14 protein-coding genes and 1 pseudogene are annotated in these 17,262 nt (G+C 59.9%); all 15 read left to right on the forward strand.

Features of this window, described 5'->3' with window-relative positions:
• Positions 1 to 6 precede the first annotated feature (6 nt).
• The 15 genes and pseudogenes from DBY20_03900 (at position 7) to pgsA (ending at position 17,065) form a co-directional block, all read left to right on the forward strand.
• Positions 7 to 288 (forward strand): hypothetical protein, encoded by a 282-nt coding sequence (locus DBY20_03900; GenBank protein PWL79030.1) that lies wholly within the window; start codon positions 7 to 9, stop codon positions 286 to 288.
• Positions 288 to 599: a hypothetical protein gene (locus DBY20_03905; GenBank protein PWL79031.1), complete on the forward strand. Its 312-nt coding sequence runs from the start codon at positions 288 to 290 to the stop codon at positions 597 to 599. The genes DBY20_03900 and DBY20_03905 overlap by 1 nt, the downstream gene beginning before the upstream one ends.
• A gap of 11 nt (positions 600 to 610) precedes the next feature.
• Positions 611 to 895 (forward strand): hypothetical protein, encoded by a 285-nt coding sequence (locus tag DBY20_03910; protein ID PWL79032.1) that lies wholly within the window; start codon positions 611 to 613, stop codon positions 893 to 895.
• Position 896: 1 nt separating this feature from the next.
• The gene (locus tag DBY20_03915; GenBank protein ID PWL79033.1) at positions 897 to 1,847 is read left to right on the forward strand and encodes a hypothetical protein; all 951 of its coding nucleotides are present in this window, start codon (positions 897 to 899) and stop codon (positions 1,845 to 1,847) included.
• A 652-nt stretch (positions 1,848 to 2,499) separates the two neighbouring features.
• The gene (locus DBY20_03920) at positions 2,500 to 4,017 is read left to right on the forward strand and encodes an IMP dehydrogenase (GenBank protein ID PWL79034.1); all 1,518 of its coding nucleotides are present in this window, start codon (positions 2,500 to 2,502) and stop codon (positions 4,015 to 4,017) included.
• Positions 4,018 to 4,081: 64 nt separating this feature from the next.
• Positions 4,082 to 5,299 (forward strand): phosphohydrolase, encoded by a 1,218-nt coding sequence (locus DBY20_03925; protein ID PWL79035.1) that lies wholly within the window; start codon positions 4,082 to 4,084, stop codon positions 5,297 to 5,299.
• 53 nt (positions 5,300 to 5,352) lie between these two features.
• Positions 5,353 to 6,606: a peptidase M16 gene (locus tag DBY20_03930; GenBank protein PWL79036.1), complete on the forward strand. Its 1,254-nt coding sequence runs from the start codon at positions 5,353 to 5,355 to the stop codon at positions 6,604 to 6,606.
• On the forward strand, positions 6,603 to 7,388 hold the full coding sequence (locus tag DBY20_03935; protein PWL79037.1) for a 4-hydroxy-tetrahydrodipicolinate reductase: 786 nt from the start codon (positions 6,603 to 6,605) through the stop codon (positions 7,386 to 7,388). Before DBY20_03930 ends, DBY20_03935 begins: the two co-directional genes overlap by 4 nt.
• Positions 7,389 to 7,457: 69 nt before the next feature.
• Entirely contained in the window at positions 7,458 to 8,351 is an 894-nt protein-coding gene (locus tag DBY20_03940) for a 4-hydroxy-tetrahydrodipicolinate synthase (GenBank protein PWL79038.1), read from the forward strand.
• A gap of 55 nt (positions 8,352 to 8,406) precedes the next feature.
• Positions 8,407 to 10,197, forward strand: a complete 1,791-nt coding sequence (locus DBY20_03945) for an RNase J family beta-CASP ribonuclease (GenBank protein PWL79039.1) — start codon at positions 8,407 to 8,409, stop codon at positions 10,195 to 10,197.
• A gap of 173 nt (positions 10,198 to 10,370) precedes the next feature.
• A complete protein-coding gene (locus tag DBY20_03950) occupies positions 10,371 to 12,761 on the forward strand; it encodes a cell division protein FtsK (GenBank protein ID PWL79040.1) in 2,391 nt (796 codons plus the stop codon).
• Positions 12,758 to 14,089, forward strand: a complete 1,332-nt coding sequence (locus tag DBY20_03955; GenBank protein PWL79041.1) for a hypothetical protein — start codon at positions 12,758 to 12,760, stop codon at positions 14,087 to 14,089. Before DBY20_03950 ends, DBY20_03955 begins: the two co-directional genes overlap by 4 nt.
• 20 nt (positions 14,090 to 14,109) lie before the next feature.
• Complete coding sequence (locus DBY20_03960; GenBank protein ID PWL79042.1) at positions 14,110 to 14,607, forward strand: YajQ family cyclic di-GMP-binding protein; 498 nt, start codon at positions 14,110 to 14,112, stop codon at positions 14,605 to 14,607.
• Between the two features lie 11 nt (positions 14,608 to 14,618).
• The gene (rimO, locus tag DBY20_03965) at positions 14,619 to 15,956 is read left to right on the forward strand and encodes a 30S ribosomal protein S12 methylthiotransferase RimO (GenBank protein ID PWL79043.1); all 1,338 of its coding nucleotides are present in this window, start codon (positions 14,619 to 14,621) and stop codon (positions 15,954 to 15,956) included.
• Positions 15,946 to 17,065: pseudogene (gene pgsA, locus DBY20_03970) on the forward strand (CDP-diacylglycerol--glycerol-3-phosphate 3-phosphatidyltransferase). The gene rimO and the pseudogene pgsA overlap by 11 nt, the downstream one beginning before the upstream one ends.
• The last annotated feature ends 197 nt before the right edge of the window (positions 17,066 to 17,262 follow it).

Consider the following 17,262-nt stretch of genomic DNA (forward strand, 5'->3'; position numbering starts at 1 on the left):
GGACCAATGGCACTGGAAATCGAAAAGAGGAGCAACGGCGGCGTGCTGGTCAGCTACCACCGCATCATGCAGCTCGACATCGAGACGAACGTTGGTGTGAGCGCCTGGGTGAGAAGCTACGTGGACGCATCCGAGCGCCAGCGCGAGCTTGATGGCGGCGACGGCATCTACCACGAGGACGTGCGCTACTCGACCGAGGGCATGGAATCCGCCCCGCTCACCGTCGAGGAGGCCTACGCCTGGCTCAAGACAGAGCGCCCCGAGTTCGCCGACGCGGAGGACTGCTGATGGACGTGACGCAGATACTCACAACGCTCTCCATCTCGGCGCTCACGGCGCTTGCAGGGTTCCTCGCGGGCCTGCTGACCAAGTTCACGAAGCGCGAGAAGGCCCGCATCATCATCGAGAAGGCATCGGCAAGGGCGCACGTCAAAGCGGCGTACCAAAAGTACGTCGTGGAAAAGCACAAGCTCACGATAGCTGCCTACGACGAGCTGCTTGAGGAGTACGAGGCGTACAGGCTTCTCGGCGGCAACGGAACCGCCAAGGCATACATGGAAGAGATCATGGAACTAAGGCCATATCTCGTGACCGATTAGGAGGAACCATCATGCAGGAGAAGGAAACCGAGGTCGTCATCGAGGCCACCGGCACCGAGGAGGTCATCGACGCGACCGCAGAGCGGGCAAAGGCGATCGCCGCCATCGTCATCACGGCCGTCGCCAACGTGCTCAACGTCATCGGCTACGCCGTTGACGCCGAGCCGTTCGTGGTCGCGGCCACCAGCGTCATCAGCGCGGCGTCAATCGTGTGGGCCTGGTGGCGCAACAACAACGTCACCACCGCCGCGATGGTGGGAGATGCGGTGACCAGCGACATCAAGCGGGGTGAATAGTATGCCGCTCTACGTCATCGCCGGACACGGCGCAGGTGACTCCGGCGCGTGCGGATGCGGCTACCAGGAGGCCGAGCGCGTGCGTGCCCTTGCAGCGCGCACGGGAGAGCTGGGCGGCGGCGATGTCGTCGTGCTCGACATGTCGCGCAACTGGTTCGCAGACCGTGGCATCCTCGGCCTCGACCTGCCGCCCGGAAGCCAGATAGTCGAGCTTCACATGGACTCGGGGCCACGCGGTGCCAAGGGGGGTCATGTCATCGTCAAGCCCGGAAAGCAGCCGGACGGCTACGATCTGGCGCTCGCCGCGCTTCTGTCGGGCATGTTCCCCGGTCGAGCAGAGTCCATCAGGGGGCAATCGCTCGCTAACGCGACCAGGGCCGCGCAGAAGGGCTACGGCTACCGGTTGCTCGAATGCGGCTTCATAACCGACGAGCTCGACGTGGGCACCTTCAACTCGCACATCGACCAGCTCGCGCTTGGCATCATGGCCGCGTTCGGCATCGTGCCGGGTGCTCCGACGAAGGGATACGACTTGATACGAATCGAGATACCGTGCGGCACCTACCCGGTGTACCGCGCATATCGCGCCGACACAGACGACCATTTCCTGACCGCATCCAAGGCCGAGTACGACAACCTGCCAGCCGAGTACTCGCGCGAGGGCGTGGCGTTTATGGGAGCGGACAGCGGGGCAATCGTGTACCGCCTCTACAACCCGAACGCGGAGCAGCACATGTTCACGACCGACTACGACGAGGCCGAGTCGCTGGTCAAGGACGGGTGGCGGACAGAGACCGTCACCTTCGCGAGCGCACGCGAGGGAACGCCGGTGCTTCGCCTCTACAACCCGAATTCCGGCAGCCACCACTGGACTACCGACCCTGCCGAGCGCGACATGCTCGTTGACGCGAGATGGCGCGAGGAGGACGCGGACTGGTATGCGGCTGGCTGATTGGGTCGCCGGGTGGCTCATGCCGTGGCGCGGGCTGACGTGCTAAACCGTCCTAAACCGTGGACAATGACCGGGGGCATCTCTCCATTGCGGAGGGGTGTCCCCGGCTTTTTTTGTTGTGACCAAGATACTTCTCGGCATCGTCACCCGCTCGCGATGCAGCCGAATGCACGAAGCTAATGCAAAATGTCGAATCTGAGCGAACTTGAGCGAACCGAAAAGCGCAGCTCAGCGATATGATTTGAGAATCCGCAGGTAGGCAAAATGCCAAAGAGGTTGCTGGCAGTCATGAGGTCAGGGGTTCGAACCCCCTTATCTCCACCAAAATTATCAGGGGCCATCCGGCCCCTTTTTCTTTGCCCATTTGTACGTTGACAATCCTTCGAGCAGGAATCTAGGCAATGGGCCGAGAATGGTGCGAAGGCGAGGTCCAAGGGAGCGCGCCGTAAGGACCGCGGAGCGGGCCGTCGGGAAGCGACCGTCGAGCCGGAGCGCCTTTCCGGCCCATTGCCCTGCTTTGGATCGGTAGCTTGCTTGCACACACAGCCTCGTGAGAATTCCGTTGCACGACCACAGAAAATCGCGGTGCCGTGCTCGGTGCTCGTGTAGTACACTTCTCTGAAACCATTGAGAGATAGAGGAGGCCCCAGGCATGGCGTTTTACTACGATGAACCATCTCATACCTTTAGCGAGTATCTGCTGGTTCCCGGATACACGACGGCGAAGAACATTCCGTCAGACGTCAGCCTGCGCACGCCGCTTGTCAAGTACAAACGCGGTGAGGAGTGCCCGCTGTCCCTCAACATCCCGATGGTTTCGGCCATCATGCAGTCCGTCTCCGGCCCGCGCATGGCCGAGGCCCTTGCCCGCGAAGGTGGCTGCTCGTTCATCTACGGCTCTCAGTCTGCCGAGTCCGAGGCCGATATGATCCGTGAGGTCAAGTCCTACAAGGCCGGTTTCGTGCCGAGTGATACGAACGTCACGCCCGACATGACCATGAAGGACGTCGTCGAGCTCAAGCGCAAGACGGGCCACTCCACCATGCCCGTCACCGAGGACGGCTCCTCCACGGGCAAGCTGCTCGGCATCGTGACGAGCCGCGACTATCGCCCGAGCCGCATGGATCCGTCCACCAAGGTCGTTGACTTCATGACGCCGCGCGATCGCCTCGTGACGGGGGAGGACGGCATCACGCTCTCCCAGGCCAACGACATCATCTGGGATCACAAGCTCAACACGCTTCCCATCGTCACCAAGGACGGGCACCTCGCTTCGCTCGTCTTTCGCAAGGACTATGACTCGCACAAGGCAAATCCGCTCGAGCTTCTCGACAGCCAGAAGCGCTACGTCGTTGGTGCTGGCATCAACAGCCGCGACTACGAGACGCGCGTGCCGCTGCTTCTCGATGCAGGTGCCGACGTTCTGTGCATCGACTCCTCCGAAGGCTATTCCGATTGGCAGCGCTTCACGCTCGAGTGGGTGCGCAAGCAGTATGGCGACGAGGTCAAGGTCGGTGCCGGCAACGTCGTCGACGCCGAGGGTTTTCGCTTTCTTGCCGAGGCGGGTGCCGACTTCATCAAGATTGGCATTGGCGGTGGCTCCATCTGCATCACCCGCGAGCAGAAGGGCATCGGTCGTGGTCAGGCTACGGCTGTCATCGAGGTCGCCAAGGCGCGCGACCAGTACTTCGCCGAGACGGGCATCTACATCCCCATCTGCTCGGATGGTGGCATCGTGCAGGACTACCACATGACCCTGGCCCTTGCCATGGGTTCTGATTTCATGATGCTCGGTCGCTATTTCGCGCGTTTCGACGAAAGCCCCACCAAGCGCGTGAGCGTCAACGGCAACTACATGAAGGAATACTGGGGCGAGGGTTCGGCCCGTGCCCGCAACTGGCAGCGCTACGACGACGGAGAGGGCGGCAAGCTCGCCTTCGAGGAAGGCGTCGATAGCTACGTGCCCTATGCCGGCTCCCTGCATGACAACGTCACGCTTTCGCTTTCCAAGGTCAAGCACACCATGTGCAACGTCGGTGCGCTCGACTTGCCCGAGCTGCGCGAGAAGGCCAAGATCACGCGCGTGTCGAGCGTCTCGATCGTCGAGGGCGGTGCGCATGACGTGCTGCTCAAGGATTCGGCATCGGCGCAGTCGGCCAGCTTCCGCTAAGAAATTCATGTCACACTCACGCGTTAAGCTACGTGCGTGATGATGACACGAGCAAGGAAGCACCGTGGAATTCGATACCAGGCTATTTGAGTTTACCGAGGACGAGAAGGCAGAGCTGCGAGCACGTCATGCCGCAGTTCAGGCCATGCTCTCGCCGCATGCATGCCGTGACGACGAGGGCATACGCGAGTTCAACCAACGTTATGAAGATCCTGACGTCTACCTTGGGCGTCCGTGCTTCGTGGTAGACGTCGAGAAGATCGTTCATAACCCGTTCTATTCTCGTTGTGCAGATAAGACGCAGGTCTTTTCGCTTGTGCGTAACGACGATATCACGCGACGCTCCTTCCACTTGCAGGTGGTCAGCCGTGTCGGCCGTACCATCGGTATGGCGCTCGGGCTCAACCTCGATCTCATAGAGGCCATCGCCGTGGGTCATGACCTCGGGCACACGCCGTTTGGCCATCAGGGCGAGGACTACCTCTCGGACCTCTATCACGCCAGCACGGGGCGTTATTTCAACCATAACGTGCATAGCGTGCGCCTGCTCAAGACCATCGCACGTACTAACTTGTGCCTGCAGACGTACAACGGCATCCTCACGCACTGCGGTGAGAAGACCTTTCTCGAATACCGGCCCGCACCATGTCCGGACTTCGATGCACTCAACGATCTCATCGAGTCCTGTTACATCGACCAGAGCAACATCCGCGACTTGCGCCCCTCCACGCTCGAAGGCTGCGTCGTGCGCATCAGCGACATCATCGCCTATCTCGGCAAGGACCGCCAAGACGCGGCACGTATCAAGCTGCTCGATACGTCCGATTACGACGAGAGCCCACTTGTCGGGAAGCTCAATCACCAGATCATCCAGAACATCACGCGCAACATCATCAAGAACTCGCTCGGCCATGACTACCTGGCCATGGACGAGGAAGTCTTTGCCGCGATTGACGCGATGCGCAAGGAAAATTACGAGAAAATCTATAAGAGCGACGAGGTCTCTGGGCGCATCACCTTCGTCCAGCCGATGATGGAGCGCATGTTCATGGCCTTCGTCGACGATATCCACATGGGGCGTGAGGAGTCGCCCATATTCAGGCACTATCTCGACCAGCCCATGTTGCGCTACCCCTATACATTCGAGTTGGATCACCGTCCCGAGGACATCGCGGTTGACTTCATCGCCTCGATGACAGACGACTATTTCATTGACCTCTACGCATTCCTTTTCCCCAATGATCCACTTAACGAGGAAGTGCACTACAAGAATTATTTTTAGACCCTGATGGCTTGGGCTACAATAAAGATTCGTATGCTCAACCGGAGAAGTTCATGTTTTACGAGAAAACCGTACTCGACAACGGCATAACGGTCATCACCGAGCACATGGAGGGCGTGCGCTCCGTTGCTCTCGGCTTCTGGGTGCGCGTGGGTTCGCGCGATGAGGTCCCTGTCGAAGGTGGCATGTCCCATTTTATGGAGCACATGCTGTTCAAGGGCACCACGACACGCAGCGCGCTCGACATCTCCACGGCATTTGATGCATTGGGCGCGGAGTTCAATGCCTTCACTTCCCGCGAATTCACGTGCTTTTACGCGCGTCTCATTGACGAGCGTCTCAAACTCGGTTTCGAGATTCTCGCGGACATGCTCGTCAATTCGACCTTTGCCCACAAGGACATCGTCCCGGAGCGTCAGGTCGTGCTCGAGGAGATTGCCCGTAGTCAAGATACGCCTGAGGATTACGTCTATGACCTGTTCTCCGAGGCGATGTATCCACATGATGCGCTCGGACGCCCCGTGCTCGGCACGCCCGATACCGTCTCCTCCTTCGATACCGACGAAATGCATCGTTATCATGACGCGCACTACACCACGGGCAACATCACGGTTGTCGCCTGCGGAAGCGTTGATCATGCGGCCATCGTCGATCTTGCCGCGCGTTACCTTTCGGGCCTTCCGGTTGGTCCCTGGCTTGAGCGTGGTCCCGTCGATACCCGTGAACGCGTCATGCTTTCCTGCGTCAAGAAGGACTCCGAACAGGCCAACATCGTGCTTGGCGCACCCACCATCGTCAATGACGACCCGCGTCGCTTTGCCTACTCGCTGCTCGACATCATTATCGGCGGGGGCATGAGCTCGCGTCTCTTTCAGGAAATACGCGAAAAGCGCGGTCTCGTCTATTCCGTGTACGCATCATCGCAGCTCTACGAAGGAGCCGGCATCTTCGAGATGTACGCGGGCACGCGTCCGGAGAACATCGCCGAGGTCGTCAAGGTGGCAACGGAGCAATTCGCGCTGGCAGCCCAAGACGGCCTGACAGCCGACGAGCTTGCCCGTGCCAAGGAGCTTGCCGCCGGCAGTTTCGTGCTTGGCACCGAGTCAACGCGTACGCGCATGTCGCGCTTGGGCCGTCTGGCCGTGCTCGACCTGCCCATCGATTCCATTGACGAGATCATCGAAAAATACCGTGCGGTGACGCTCGAAGAAGTAAACGAGGCGGCACGCGAGCTATTCACGCAGGAGATGACGCTCGCAGTCGTGAGTCCCTACAAGCAAGAGAAGATCGAAAGGATGCTCAAATGATTCAGGTGCTGGTAAGCGGTGCGCTTGGCCGTATGGGTACGGAGATTTGCAAGGCCGTCGATAGCGCGGACGACATGAGGCTCGTCGCCGGCGTCGATCCGAGCGCAAGCGACGATACCACGGTCGGCACGGATAATGCCCCCGTGTTCCTCACGCTCAAGGAGGCCATCGAGGTAACGCGGCCTGATGTCGTCATCGACTTCACGCGCCCCGATGTTGCCGAGGCAAACGTGCGCTGCGCGCTTAGCATGGGTGTCAACTGCGTGCTTGGCACGACGGGCCTTTCCGAGGAGCGTCTCCAGGAGATATACGACGAGTCCGCCACGGGAGATGCCGCGCTCTTCCATGCACCCAACTTCACGACCGGTGCCGTGCTCATGATGCTCTTTGCCCAACAGGCGGCCAAGTATTTCCCCGATATCGAGGTCATCGAGTTTCATCATGACGGCAAGAAGGATGCCCCTTCGGGTACTGCCATCCGCACGGCGCGGCTCATCGCCGAGGCACGCAATGGCGCGAGCGACGCGCCCGGCAAGGAGACCGAGCTTTCTGGCTTCGAGGGCGCTCGTGGTGCCCTCGTCGATGGCGTGCCGGTGCATGCGGTGCGTACGGCTGGCTACGTCGCGCACCAGGAGGTCATCTTTGGCAGCATGGGCCAGACGCTCACCATACGCCATGACTCGATCGACCGCGCATCCTACATGCCGGGCATACTCATGGCAACGCGTGCCGTCGTCGATATGCAGGGCGTGACGGTCGGACTCGAAAAGCTCATGGATTAACCCGTGCGCTTGCCTGTATAATTCGCACAACGCTTTGTTCAAACGCACTGTAAAGATGAGGAGTCGAGCATGACGGAGCCGTTTTTCGGACGCACGATTGTCGCAAGTGTGACCCCCTTTGACGAGAATCTTGACCTTGACCTTACGCGCGCGCAGGAGCTTGCCGAGCGCTTTATCGAGGCTGGCATCGACACGATCGCCGTTTGCCCCACAACCGGCGAGTGCCCGACCGTGTTCTACGATGACAAGATCCGTCTCTTCGAGGCCGTGCTCGAGGCCGTCGACGGCCGTTGCAAGACGATTGCCTACGTGGGTGACAACTGCACGCAGGACACCGTCGATTTCGCACGCAAGGTCGAGCCGATGGGCTTCGATGGCTATCTTTGTGTCGTGCCGTACTACAACAAACCTCCGCAAGAGGGCATCTATCAGCATTACAGCGCCATTGCCGATGCGGTGGAACTCCCCATTATGCTCTATAACATCCCCGGTCGCTCGGTCATCAACATGACGGCTGAGACGACCTTGAGGCTCGCGCATGATCACGAGAACATCATCGCGATCAAGGAAGCGAGCGGAAAGATGGACCAGATTGCCGCCATAGCCAAGGGTGCTCCGGCTGGCTTCTCCGTGTATTCCGGAGATGACGCCGACACGCTTGAGATCATGGGCTTGGGCGGCGTGGGCGTGGTTTCGACCATCGCCAATGTTGCACCGAAACGCATGAAGGAGATCGTCGAGCTCGAGGCAGCCGGCAAGCATGACGAGGCGCTTGCCGCCCATGCCGCGCTGCTGCCGCTCATGAACGAGCTCTTCATCACCTCGAATCCCATCATGGTGAAGGAAGCCCTCAAGCTCGTGGGCTTTCCCGTGGGTGGCCTGCGCCTGCCGCTCATCGAGGCGACGCCGGAGCAGTCGGCTCAGCTCGCCGAGGTCATGCGCGCCTGTGCACCCGTAGAATAAAGAACCAGCAAACGAAGAACACCTGTACATGATCACAGGCTGAGGAGTTTCTCTCATGCCAGAAAAAAAGAATACGAATGACAAGGGGCTTGCGAAGGCACCTGTCAAGACGCTTGCGAAAACGACGCCAAAGGGCAAGCGCCCACGTCGGCGCAGCAAGGGCAATCAGGGCCGTGGAAAGAAGCCCACGCATACGCTGCGCATCATCCCGCTCGGCGGTCTCGACGCCATCGGCAAGAACATGACGGCCTTCGAGTGCGGTGGCGATATCATTCTCATCGATGCCGGGCTCATGTTTCCCGATGACGAGCATACGGGCGTCGACCTCATCCTTCCGGATTACACCTACATACTCGAGCATGCCGATCGCCTCCGCGGCATCGTCATCACGCACGGACACGAAGACCACACGGGTGCGCTGCCGTACCTGCTCAAGGACCTCGACCGTTCCGTCCCCATACTCGGCACCAAGCTCACCTTGGGGCTCATCGAGGGCAAGCTCGAGGAGCACCGTCTTTCCAAGCAGCCCAAGCTCGTCGAGGTACACCGAGGCAGCACCACCAAGCTCGGCTGCTTCGAGCTTGAGTTCTTCACGGTCAACCACTCGATTCCGGGGGCCATGGGCGTCTTCATGCACACGCCTGCCGGCAATGTCTTGCACACGGGTGATTTCAAGCTCGACGAGACGCCCATTGACGGAGAGCTCACCGACTTCGCCGCGCTCGCGCGTTTTGCCGCCCAGGGCGTCGACTTGCTCATGAGCGATTCGACCAATGCGACAAGCAGGCAGTTCACGAAGTCCGAGGCCGAAGTCGGGGTGACGCTGCGCAATGTCATCGCCACCGCCAAGCAACGTGTCGTCGTCGCGGCCTTTTCCTCGCATATTCACCGCGTCCAGCAGATTTGCGATGCGGCGCAGCTGGCAGGCCGCAAGGTTGCGGTCACGGGCCGCTCCATGCTCACTAACACGCGCATTGCGCGCGAGCTCGGGTACCTCAACGTACCCGACGATCTCATCATCGATGCCTATGACGTCGGCAACTATCCACCCGAGAAGACCGTCGTGCTCTGCACGGGCAGCCAAGGTGAGCCGTTGTCGGCCCTTGCGCGCATGTCGGTGGGGGAGCACAAGACCATCGAAATCGAGCGTGGTGATACCGTCATCATCTCGGCCACGCCCGTTCCCGGCAACGAGAAGTCGGTCACGCGCATCGTCAACCAGCTCTCCAAGGTAGGCGCCGACGTGTGGGATAAGAACCGTGCGCTTGTGCACGTTTCGGGGCATGCGGGTGCCGAGGAGCTCAAGCTCGTGCTCTCGCTCGTCAATCCCAAGCACTTCCTGCCGGTCCATGGCGAGGCCTCTCACTTGCGTGCCCATGCGCGTCTGGCCGAGGCCGTCGGTGTCGACTCCGATAACATCTTCATTCTCGAAAACGGCGATTCCCTCGTGATGACCAACGGCAAGGTCGAGCGTGGCGAAGGCGTCGAGAGCGGCATCGTCTACGTTGACGGGTCCTCGGTGGGCGATATCGGTGCAAACGTCCTGCGCGATCGTCAGTCCATGTCGGGCGAGGGCGCGGCAAGCGTGGCGGTTGCCATTGATTTCAAGCGCGGCAAGCTTGCGGCCGATCCGGTCATCACCATGCGTGGCATTCCCGGTTTCGACAACGACGACTTCATCGTCGAGGCGCGCGAATGCGTTGCCAAGGCAGTGCGCGAGTCGCTCGAGAACCACAAGCCCGATATAAACCGCATCAAGAAACAGGAGCGCGATGCGCTTTCGAATTTCGTGTGGAAGCGCGCGCATCGCAGGCCCATCATTATGCCGATCGTCATCGAAATCTAGATGCGATACAATTGTGCGCGTAGCAACTGGAGGTAGCAGTGGGCTCGAGAAACGCAGCATCGAACCAGGGCAACTCGAGGTCATCTTCCAGCGCCGCAAAGAAAGGCGCCGGAAGGACTCAGGGCCTTCCAACTAAAGAGCAGACTCCACGCAAGAGCTTCGTTGACGGCTCGATGCGCGAGGATCTCATCGGCATCGCGCTGGCGGTCATCGGCATCGCGCTCTTCGTCGCCGTCGTCGTGCCTGCCGATGCCATGCTCACGGTCGTCATCTCCGATGGTCTCAAGCATGCACTTGGCCTGGGCGCCTATGTCGTGCCCTTCGTGCTCGTGTTCTGGGGCGCGACCTTTTTCTTCAAGACCGAGGGGGTCAAGGTCGGGCGCCTTGTCATCGGTCTCGCCGTCATGCTCATTGCGCTCATGGCGCTCTTTTCGCTTTTCGCTCCCGGTACCATCGAGGCGCTGCCTTACAGCCTCTTTTCCGATGAAGTGCTCGTGGGTGGTGGCGGCTACGTGGGTAGCGGCATCTCCTGGGCCCTCATGACCCTGTTCGGGCGCGTCATCACCGCGATTATTCTCGTGGGCATCTTCGTCGCCGGCCTCGTCATTGCGGGCGTCTCCATCTCCGCCCCCTTCCTCGCACTCAAGAACTTCCTCTCGCACAAGAAGGAAGACCGCGCTCAGACGCGTTACCAGCGCACCATCTACACGGCTGGCCAGCCCCAGTACGCCGATGCCGAGGCTGACGACGAAGATTACTCCGATGAGGAGAAGTCACCGTTTGCGCGCTTCAAGGAAAAGTTTGGCAGGGAAGAGGGCGCTCCCATTGACGAGTACGATGAGATTTCCGCTGACCCGCTCTCCACGGTTGCCTTCGATGGCGCGGATTCCGACATAACGGTCGTCTTCGATGATGATCCCGATCGGACGGTCACGCTTGACGACCATTCGCACGCCAAGCCACGCAAGCGCAAGAAGAAGGATCTCTCGGCTGCAAAGCAGGAAGCCGCCGATTCGACCGAGACCGTCCCCATCCGCAAGAAGACGCAGGTGATTCCCGATGGGTCGACGCCTTCGGCGCTCGAGGGCTTCACCTTGCCCGATGCACGCATACTCGGTGTCACCAAGTCCAAGCGCTCCAACATGACGGGCGAGTTGCGCCAGACGGCCAATATTCTGCAGCAGACGCTCGAGGAGTTCAGCCTGCCGGCCAAGGTCGTCGGCTGGCTTGCCGGTCCCACCGTCACCATGTTCAAGGTGGAACTGCCCAGTGGCGTGCGCCTCGCGAAGCTCACGAACCTTTCCGATGACATCGCGCTGGCGCTTGCGGCATCAGCCGTGCGCATCGCGCAGATTCCCGGCACTTCCCTCGTGGGCGTCGAGATTCCCAACAAGGTGCGCTCGAGCGTGCTGCTTGGCGATATCTTGCCGAGCTGTAGCGCAGGACCACTTCAGGTTGCCATCGGGGAGGATGTCGATGGCGAGAAAGTCTGCGTCGACCTTGCCAAGATGCCGCATTTGCTCATCGCCGGCACGACGGGTTCGGGCAAGTCGGTGTGCCTCAACGCCATGATCATGACCATACTCATGCGTGCGACGCCTGCCGAGGTCCGCATGATTCTCATTGACCCGAAGCGCGTCGAAATGTCGCTTTACAACGGCATCCCGCATCTCTTCGTTCCGCCAGTCACCGAGCCCAAAGAGGCTGCGAGCGCCCTTAAGTGGGCTGTTGCCGAGATGGAGCGCAGACTCAAGGTCTTCGAAGGCGTCGGTGCCAAGAACATCGGCTTCTACAACCAGATGATTCAAAAGGGCGAGCTTACCGACGAGAACGGAGATCATCCCGATGAGATGCCGTTCATCGTCATCGTCGTTGACGAGCTCTCCGACCTCATGATGGTCGCGGGCAAGGATGTCGAAGACTCCATCGTGCGCATCGCCCAGCTCGCGCGTGCGGCCGGCATCCATCTCATCATCGCCACGCAGCGCCCCTCGAGCAATGTCGTCACCGGCATGATCAAGGCCAACATCACCAATCGCATCGGGCTGCTTGTCGCCACCAACATCGACTCCCGCGTTATCCTCGACCAGTCGGGTGCCGAGAAGCTCGTCGGCAACGGTGACATGCTCTTTTCCAAGCCCGAGTGGGGCAAACCCAAGCGCATTCAGGGCTGTTTCGTGAGCGAGGAGGAAATCGCCTCGACAGTCGAGCATCTAAAATCGCAAGGTGAGCCAGAATACCATCGCGAGATTCTCCAGCAGCAGATCGCGACGGGGTCGGGCTCCTCATCGGGTTCTGCCTCGACGGCTGGCGATGATGACGATCCGCTCATCTGGGAGGCAGCCGAGGCTGTCGTTGCCGCCGGGCTAGGCTCCACTTCCATGCTTCAGCGTCGATTAAAGGTCGGATACGCACGCGCGGGGCGTATCATGGACATGCTCGAAAGCAAGGGGGTCGTCGGGCCGCAGGAAGGATCTCGTGCCCGCGACGTGCTTATCGACAGCGTTGAAGATCTCGAGGCCCTGCGTGCCTTTGATGAACAAGACCAGGAGGAAGCTAGGTGAAATCCGAATCTCGCATCGGGTCGGCTCTCATGAGTCGCCGTATCGAGCTTGGCATATCGCTTGAGCAGGCCGCGCGTGACACCAATATTCGCGCGCGCATGTTGGAGGCTCTCGAGGCTGGTGACTATTCCCAGTATCCACCACGCGGGCATGCCATCGGCATGCTCAGCTCGTATGCACGCTATCTCGACCTGGACTCGGCGGCAATCGTCGAGGCCTTTGATAACGAGTACGAGGCCTTCAGCGCGAACCGCGAGATCGCCGAGAGCGCCAACAACACGCGCCGTGGGGTCGGTCGCTTCGGCGAGCGCATTGCCGGTGATAAGTCTCGCCCCACAAGTCGCGAGTCCTCGCGTAGTGGTCGCTCGCAGCGCACTCAGCGTAGGCGTGGCGATGCGGAAGGTGAGAGCGCTTCCAAGTTGAGTCGCAATCTCAAGGACGAGGCACTTGCAAAAGATGACGAACGCTACCGCAGCGGTAGTGTGCGCGTCGTCGGTACACGACAGACCGGGTCCTTCAGGTCCGTTCATCCCACCCGCGAAGATACCGGACGCTTCGAGCCCACTACGCGCCCTGCTTCCACATCGCGTTCACGCTCGGGGAGTTCGCGACGCAGCGGTGCTTCGACGCGTCGTTCCTCGACGGTCGATACCTTTACCGCGCGTCCTACGGAGGATCTTTCGCGCAGTACCGAAAATCGTACCCCCAACTTCTTTGGCATCGACGTCGATACGGGTGAGTCGACCGTGCGCAGCAGCACGCGCCGCCGCTCGACCACGCGAGACAGGGTGTCTGAGCGAGATGACGTTACGCAGGCTGACGACGGCAATATCTTCGCTCGTCTGCGTCGTCTTCTCTCCTCGATATTCAGCGAGCGCCGCACGCGTCTCATTGCCATTGCGGTCATCACGATCGTCATCGCCGTCATCATTGCGGCTTCGGTTCTCATCAGCACGGCTGGTCACGGCAATAGCGGCATTATTCCCGTGCAAGGTGGTGCCACCAACGACACGATGACGACGGACGGCGAGAACGCGGCACACAAGACCATTACGACGGCAAACGGCAATCCGGTCATCATCAAGATCGAGGTCGCCAAGGGCGAGACCTCGCTCGTCGAGGTGACTTACGATGGCGCGAATGCCTACAAGGGCACGGCCGTCGGTGGCCAGTTCTCGCGCGAGTTTCCCGTGACCGAATCGTTCAGTGCGACTTTCAGCAACCCGTCTGCGGTTACCATCACCGAAAACGACAATCCCATCGAAATCGCCAAGAACGAGGATGGGTCAGGAAGTCTCTACATCAGCATCCAATCCGCTCCCAAGTAATCAATCGCGAAAGGAAGAGCATGGCTAAGGACAACAGCTTCGACATCGTCTCCGAGACTGACATGCAGGAGGTCGAGAACGCCTTCAACAATACCGAGAAGGGCCTCAAACAGCGCTATGACCTCAAAGATTCCGGCTCAAAGATCGATTTCGACAAGGGTGCGAAGACCATCACCGTGCTTGCTCCCAGCGATTTCGTGAGCAGTCAGGTCATCGACGTGCTCAACACGAACCTCATCAAGCGAAAGGTCGACCTCAAGGCCCTCAAATGGGGCACCCCCCAGGATGCCTCCGGAGGCATGATCCGCACGGTCGGCGTCATCCAGCAGGGCATCGAGCAGGATGTCGCCAAACGCATCTCGAAGGATATCAAGGCCGAGAAGTTCAAGGTCAAGGTCCAGATCGAGAGCGACAAGCTGCGCGTGAGCGGCCCCAAGCGCGATGACCTGCAGGAAGTCATCACCTTTCTGCGCGAGCAGGACTACGGCATTCCGCTGCAGTTCACCAACTATCGCTAGGGTACGGGCTCGTGAGCCAAGAACCCCGCATCGCGTTCGTCACGCTCGGTTGCGCCAAGAACGAGGTCGACACCGACAAGATGCAAGCGCGACTCGTCGCTGCCGGCTTTTCGCTTGTCGATGACGTTAACGACGCAAACCTCGTCATCGTCAATACCTGCGCATTCCTTGCAAGCGCTGTCGAGGAGAGCATCGAGGTCATCTTCGATTTGGTGGGTCGCGAAAACGCCGCGGGCGAAGAGCTCAAGGTGCTCGTTGCCGGTTGTATGCCCTCGCGTTATGGCGATTCCCTGTCAGAGGAGCTCGTCGAGGCAGCTGGTTTCCTCGCGGCAGGCGAGGAAGACCATGTCGTAGAAGAGGTCAATCGCCTGCTCGGCCTCGAGGGCTGCCTCATGGGTGGTGGCCCAAAGCTTTTGCGCCATGCGCATCCAAGCAGCGCCTACGTCAAGATATCGGATGGCTGTGATCGTTTCTGCTCGTATTGCATGATTCCGCACATACGCGGACGTTACCACAGTTACACGCTTGACCAGATCGATGACGAGGTCGCCGAACTCGTCTGCAATGGCGTACGCGAGATCGTCCTCATCGGGCAGGATACGGGTATATGGGGCAGCGACTTCGATGAGCCTGCAACCACGGCGCAGCTTCTCGAGACCCTCGCACGACGGTATCCGGAAACGTGGTTCAGGCTTTTGTACGTGCAGCCCGAAGGCATCACCGACGAGCTCCTCGATGCCATGGCAGAAATTCCCAACGTTTGCTCATATCTCGATATGCCCCTGCAACACGTCAATGCGGAAGTTCTCGCGCGCATGAACCGCAGTGGTAACCCGCAAGACATACTCGCGCTCATCGAGCGGGTGCGCGCGCATGTTCCGGGCATCATGATGCGCACGACGCTTATGGCAGGGTTTCCCGGCGAGACCGAGGAACAATTCGAGGAGCTTCTCGACTTCGTTGACGAAGCGCAGTTCGATTACGCTGGTGTCTTCGCGTTCTCACCCGAAGAGGGGAGTGCTGCATACGAGTTGGACGGCCTGCTTGATGATGACGAGCGCATGGAGCGCGCGCAACGCCTGCTCGATGCCTGCGAGGCGATCGGGACCGCACGCGTGTCCACATGTGTCGACACGTACGCAAAGGTGCTCGTCGAGGGTTACGAGGAGACCGATGCCGGTTTGGAGGCCCTGTGTCGTACGCAAGGCCAGGCTCCCGAAGTGGACGGGCAAGTGCATGTGCCCATCAAAGTCCATGATGAACTAAAGCCCGGGCAGTTTGCCCAGGTGAAGCTCACGGGTAGCTTCTTCTACGAAATCGAGGGGGAGCTTGCAGATCATGCCTGCTGAAACCGAACGCATCTGGACGCCGGCGAACATCGTCACGCTTACTCGCATACTGCTCATTCCCGTCTTCGTTGCCGCACTGCTCTCGCCTTGGCCAACATGGCTTCCCGAACCGGAATTCTGGGCGATGTGGCAGCCCTGGATTGCCGCTGCTGTCTTCGTCGTCATCTCGGCTACCGATGCCATCGACGGGCATCTCGCCCGTTCGCGTGACGAGATTACTGACTTGGGCAAGTTTCTCGATCCGCTTGCGGACAAGATACTCGTGTGCGCCGCATTGCTCGCGCTTGTCGAGCTCCAGACCTTTCCTTCGTGGGTGGCGCTCATTATCATCGCCCGCGAGTTCATCGTATCGGGTCTTCGCATGGTCGCTGCGGCTCAGGGCAAGGTTATTGCCGCGAGCATGTTTGGCAAGTTCAAGACCGTCCTGCAGATTTGCGCGATCCTGTTGTTCACGGTCAAGGACTCGCTCCAGATTACGCTCATGGGCGATGGCTTCGCGACCTGCTTTACCATTTTCTCATGGCTCGTCTTGCTTGCTGCCGTCGTCATGACAATCGTTTCCATGATTGATTACTTCTACAAGTCTCGTGAGGTGCTGGGCTTTGGCAAGCGATCTGATCAATAGCATCGATGAGGAGAATCGCCGCCTTGCCGAATGCGTGCTCGCCCGCGCACGCGAGAGGGGCGTAACGCTTGGCTGTGCCGAGTCCTGTACGGGCGGCATGATTGCCGCGGCCCTTACGGCCGTTTCCGGCTCATCGGATAGCTTCGTCGGCGGCATTGTGAGTTACTGGGTCGATGTCAAGGAGCGTGTCCTGGGCGTCGATGCTGAGCTTATCGAAGGGCATGGCATCGTGAGCATCGAGACGGCCGAGGCGATGGCCGCCGGCGCGCGCAATGTGCTCGCATGCGACTACGCGGTGGCCACCACCGGCATCGCCGGCCCGACAGGGGCGGAACCCGGAAAGCCCGTCGGGACCGTCTGCTACGGCATCGCGACGCCCAACGCATGCACGAGCTTTACGACGTGCGTGGGTGATTCGCGCGAAGAGGTGCGAGCCCGAGCCGTAACGCATGCGCTTGAAGCGCTCCTCGAGGCCCTTTCGTAGTCTGGAATTCGGGTTTCGTTCGCATTTCGCTCTGGATTTGCTCCGGTTTCACTCGTGTTTTGCTCAGATTCTGGGGGTGGATGTCTCGGTTGCGCACATTGTAGAGTGATACCACGGTAGTTGAAGGCTCCTTTGTTGACACCGTACATATGTTCGATTACCATATGCGCGTAGCGTGCATACGTAGAAGAGGAACG

Source organism: Coriobacteriia bacterium (assembly GCA_003149935.1).
Lineage (GTDB): Bacteria > Actinomycetota > Coriobacteriia > Coriobacteriales > QAMH01 > QAMH01.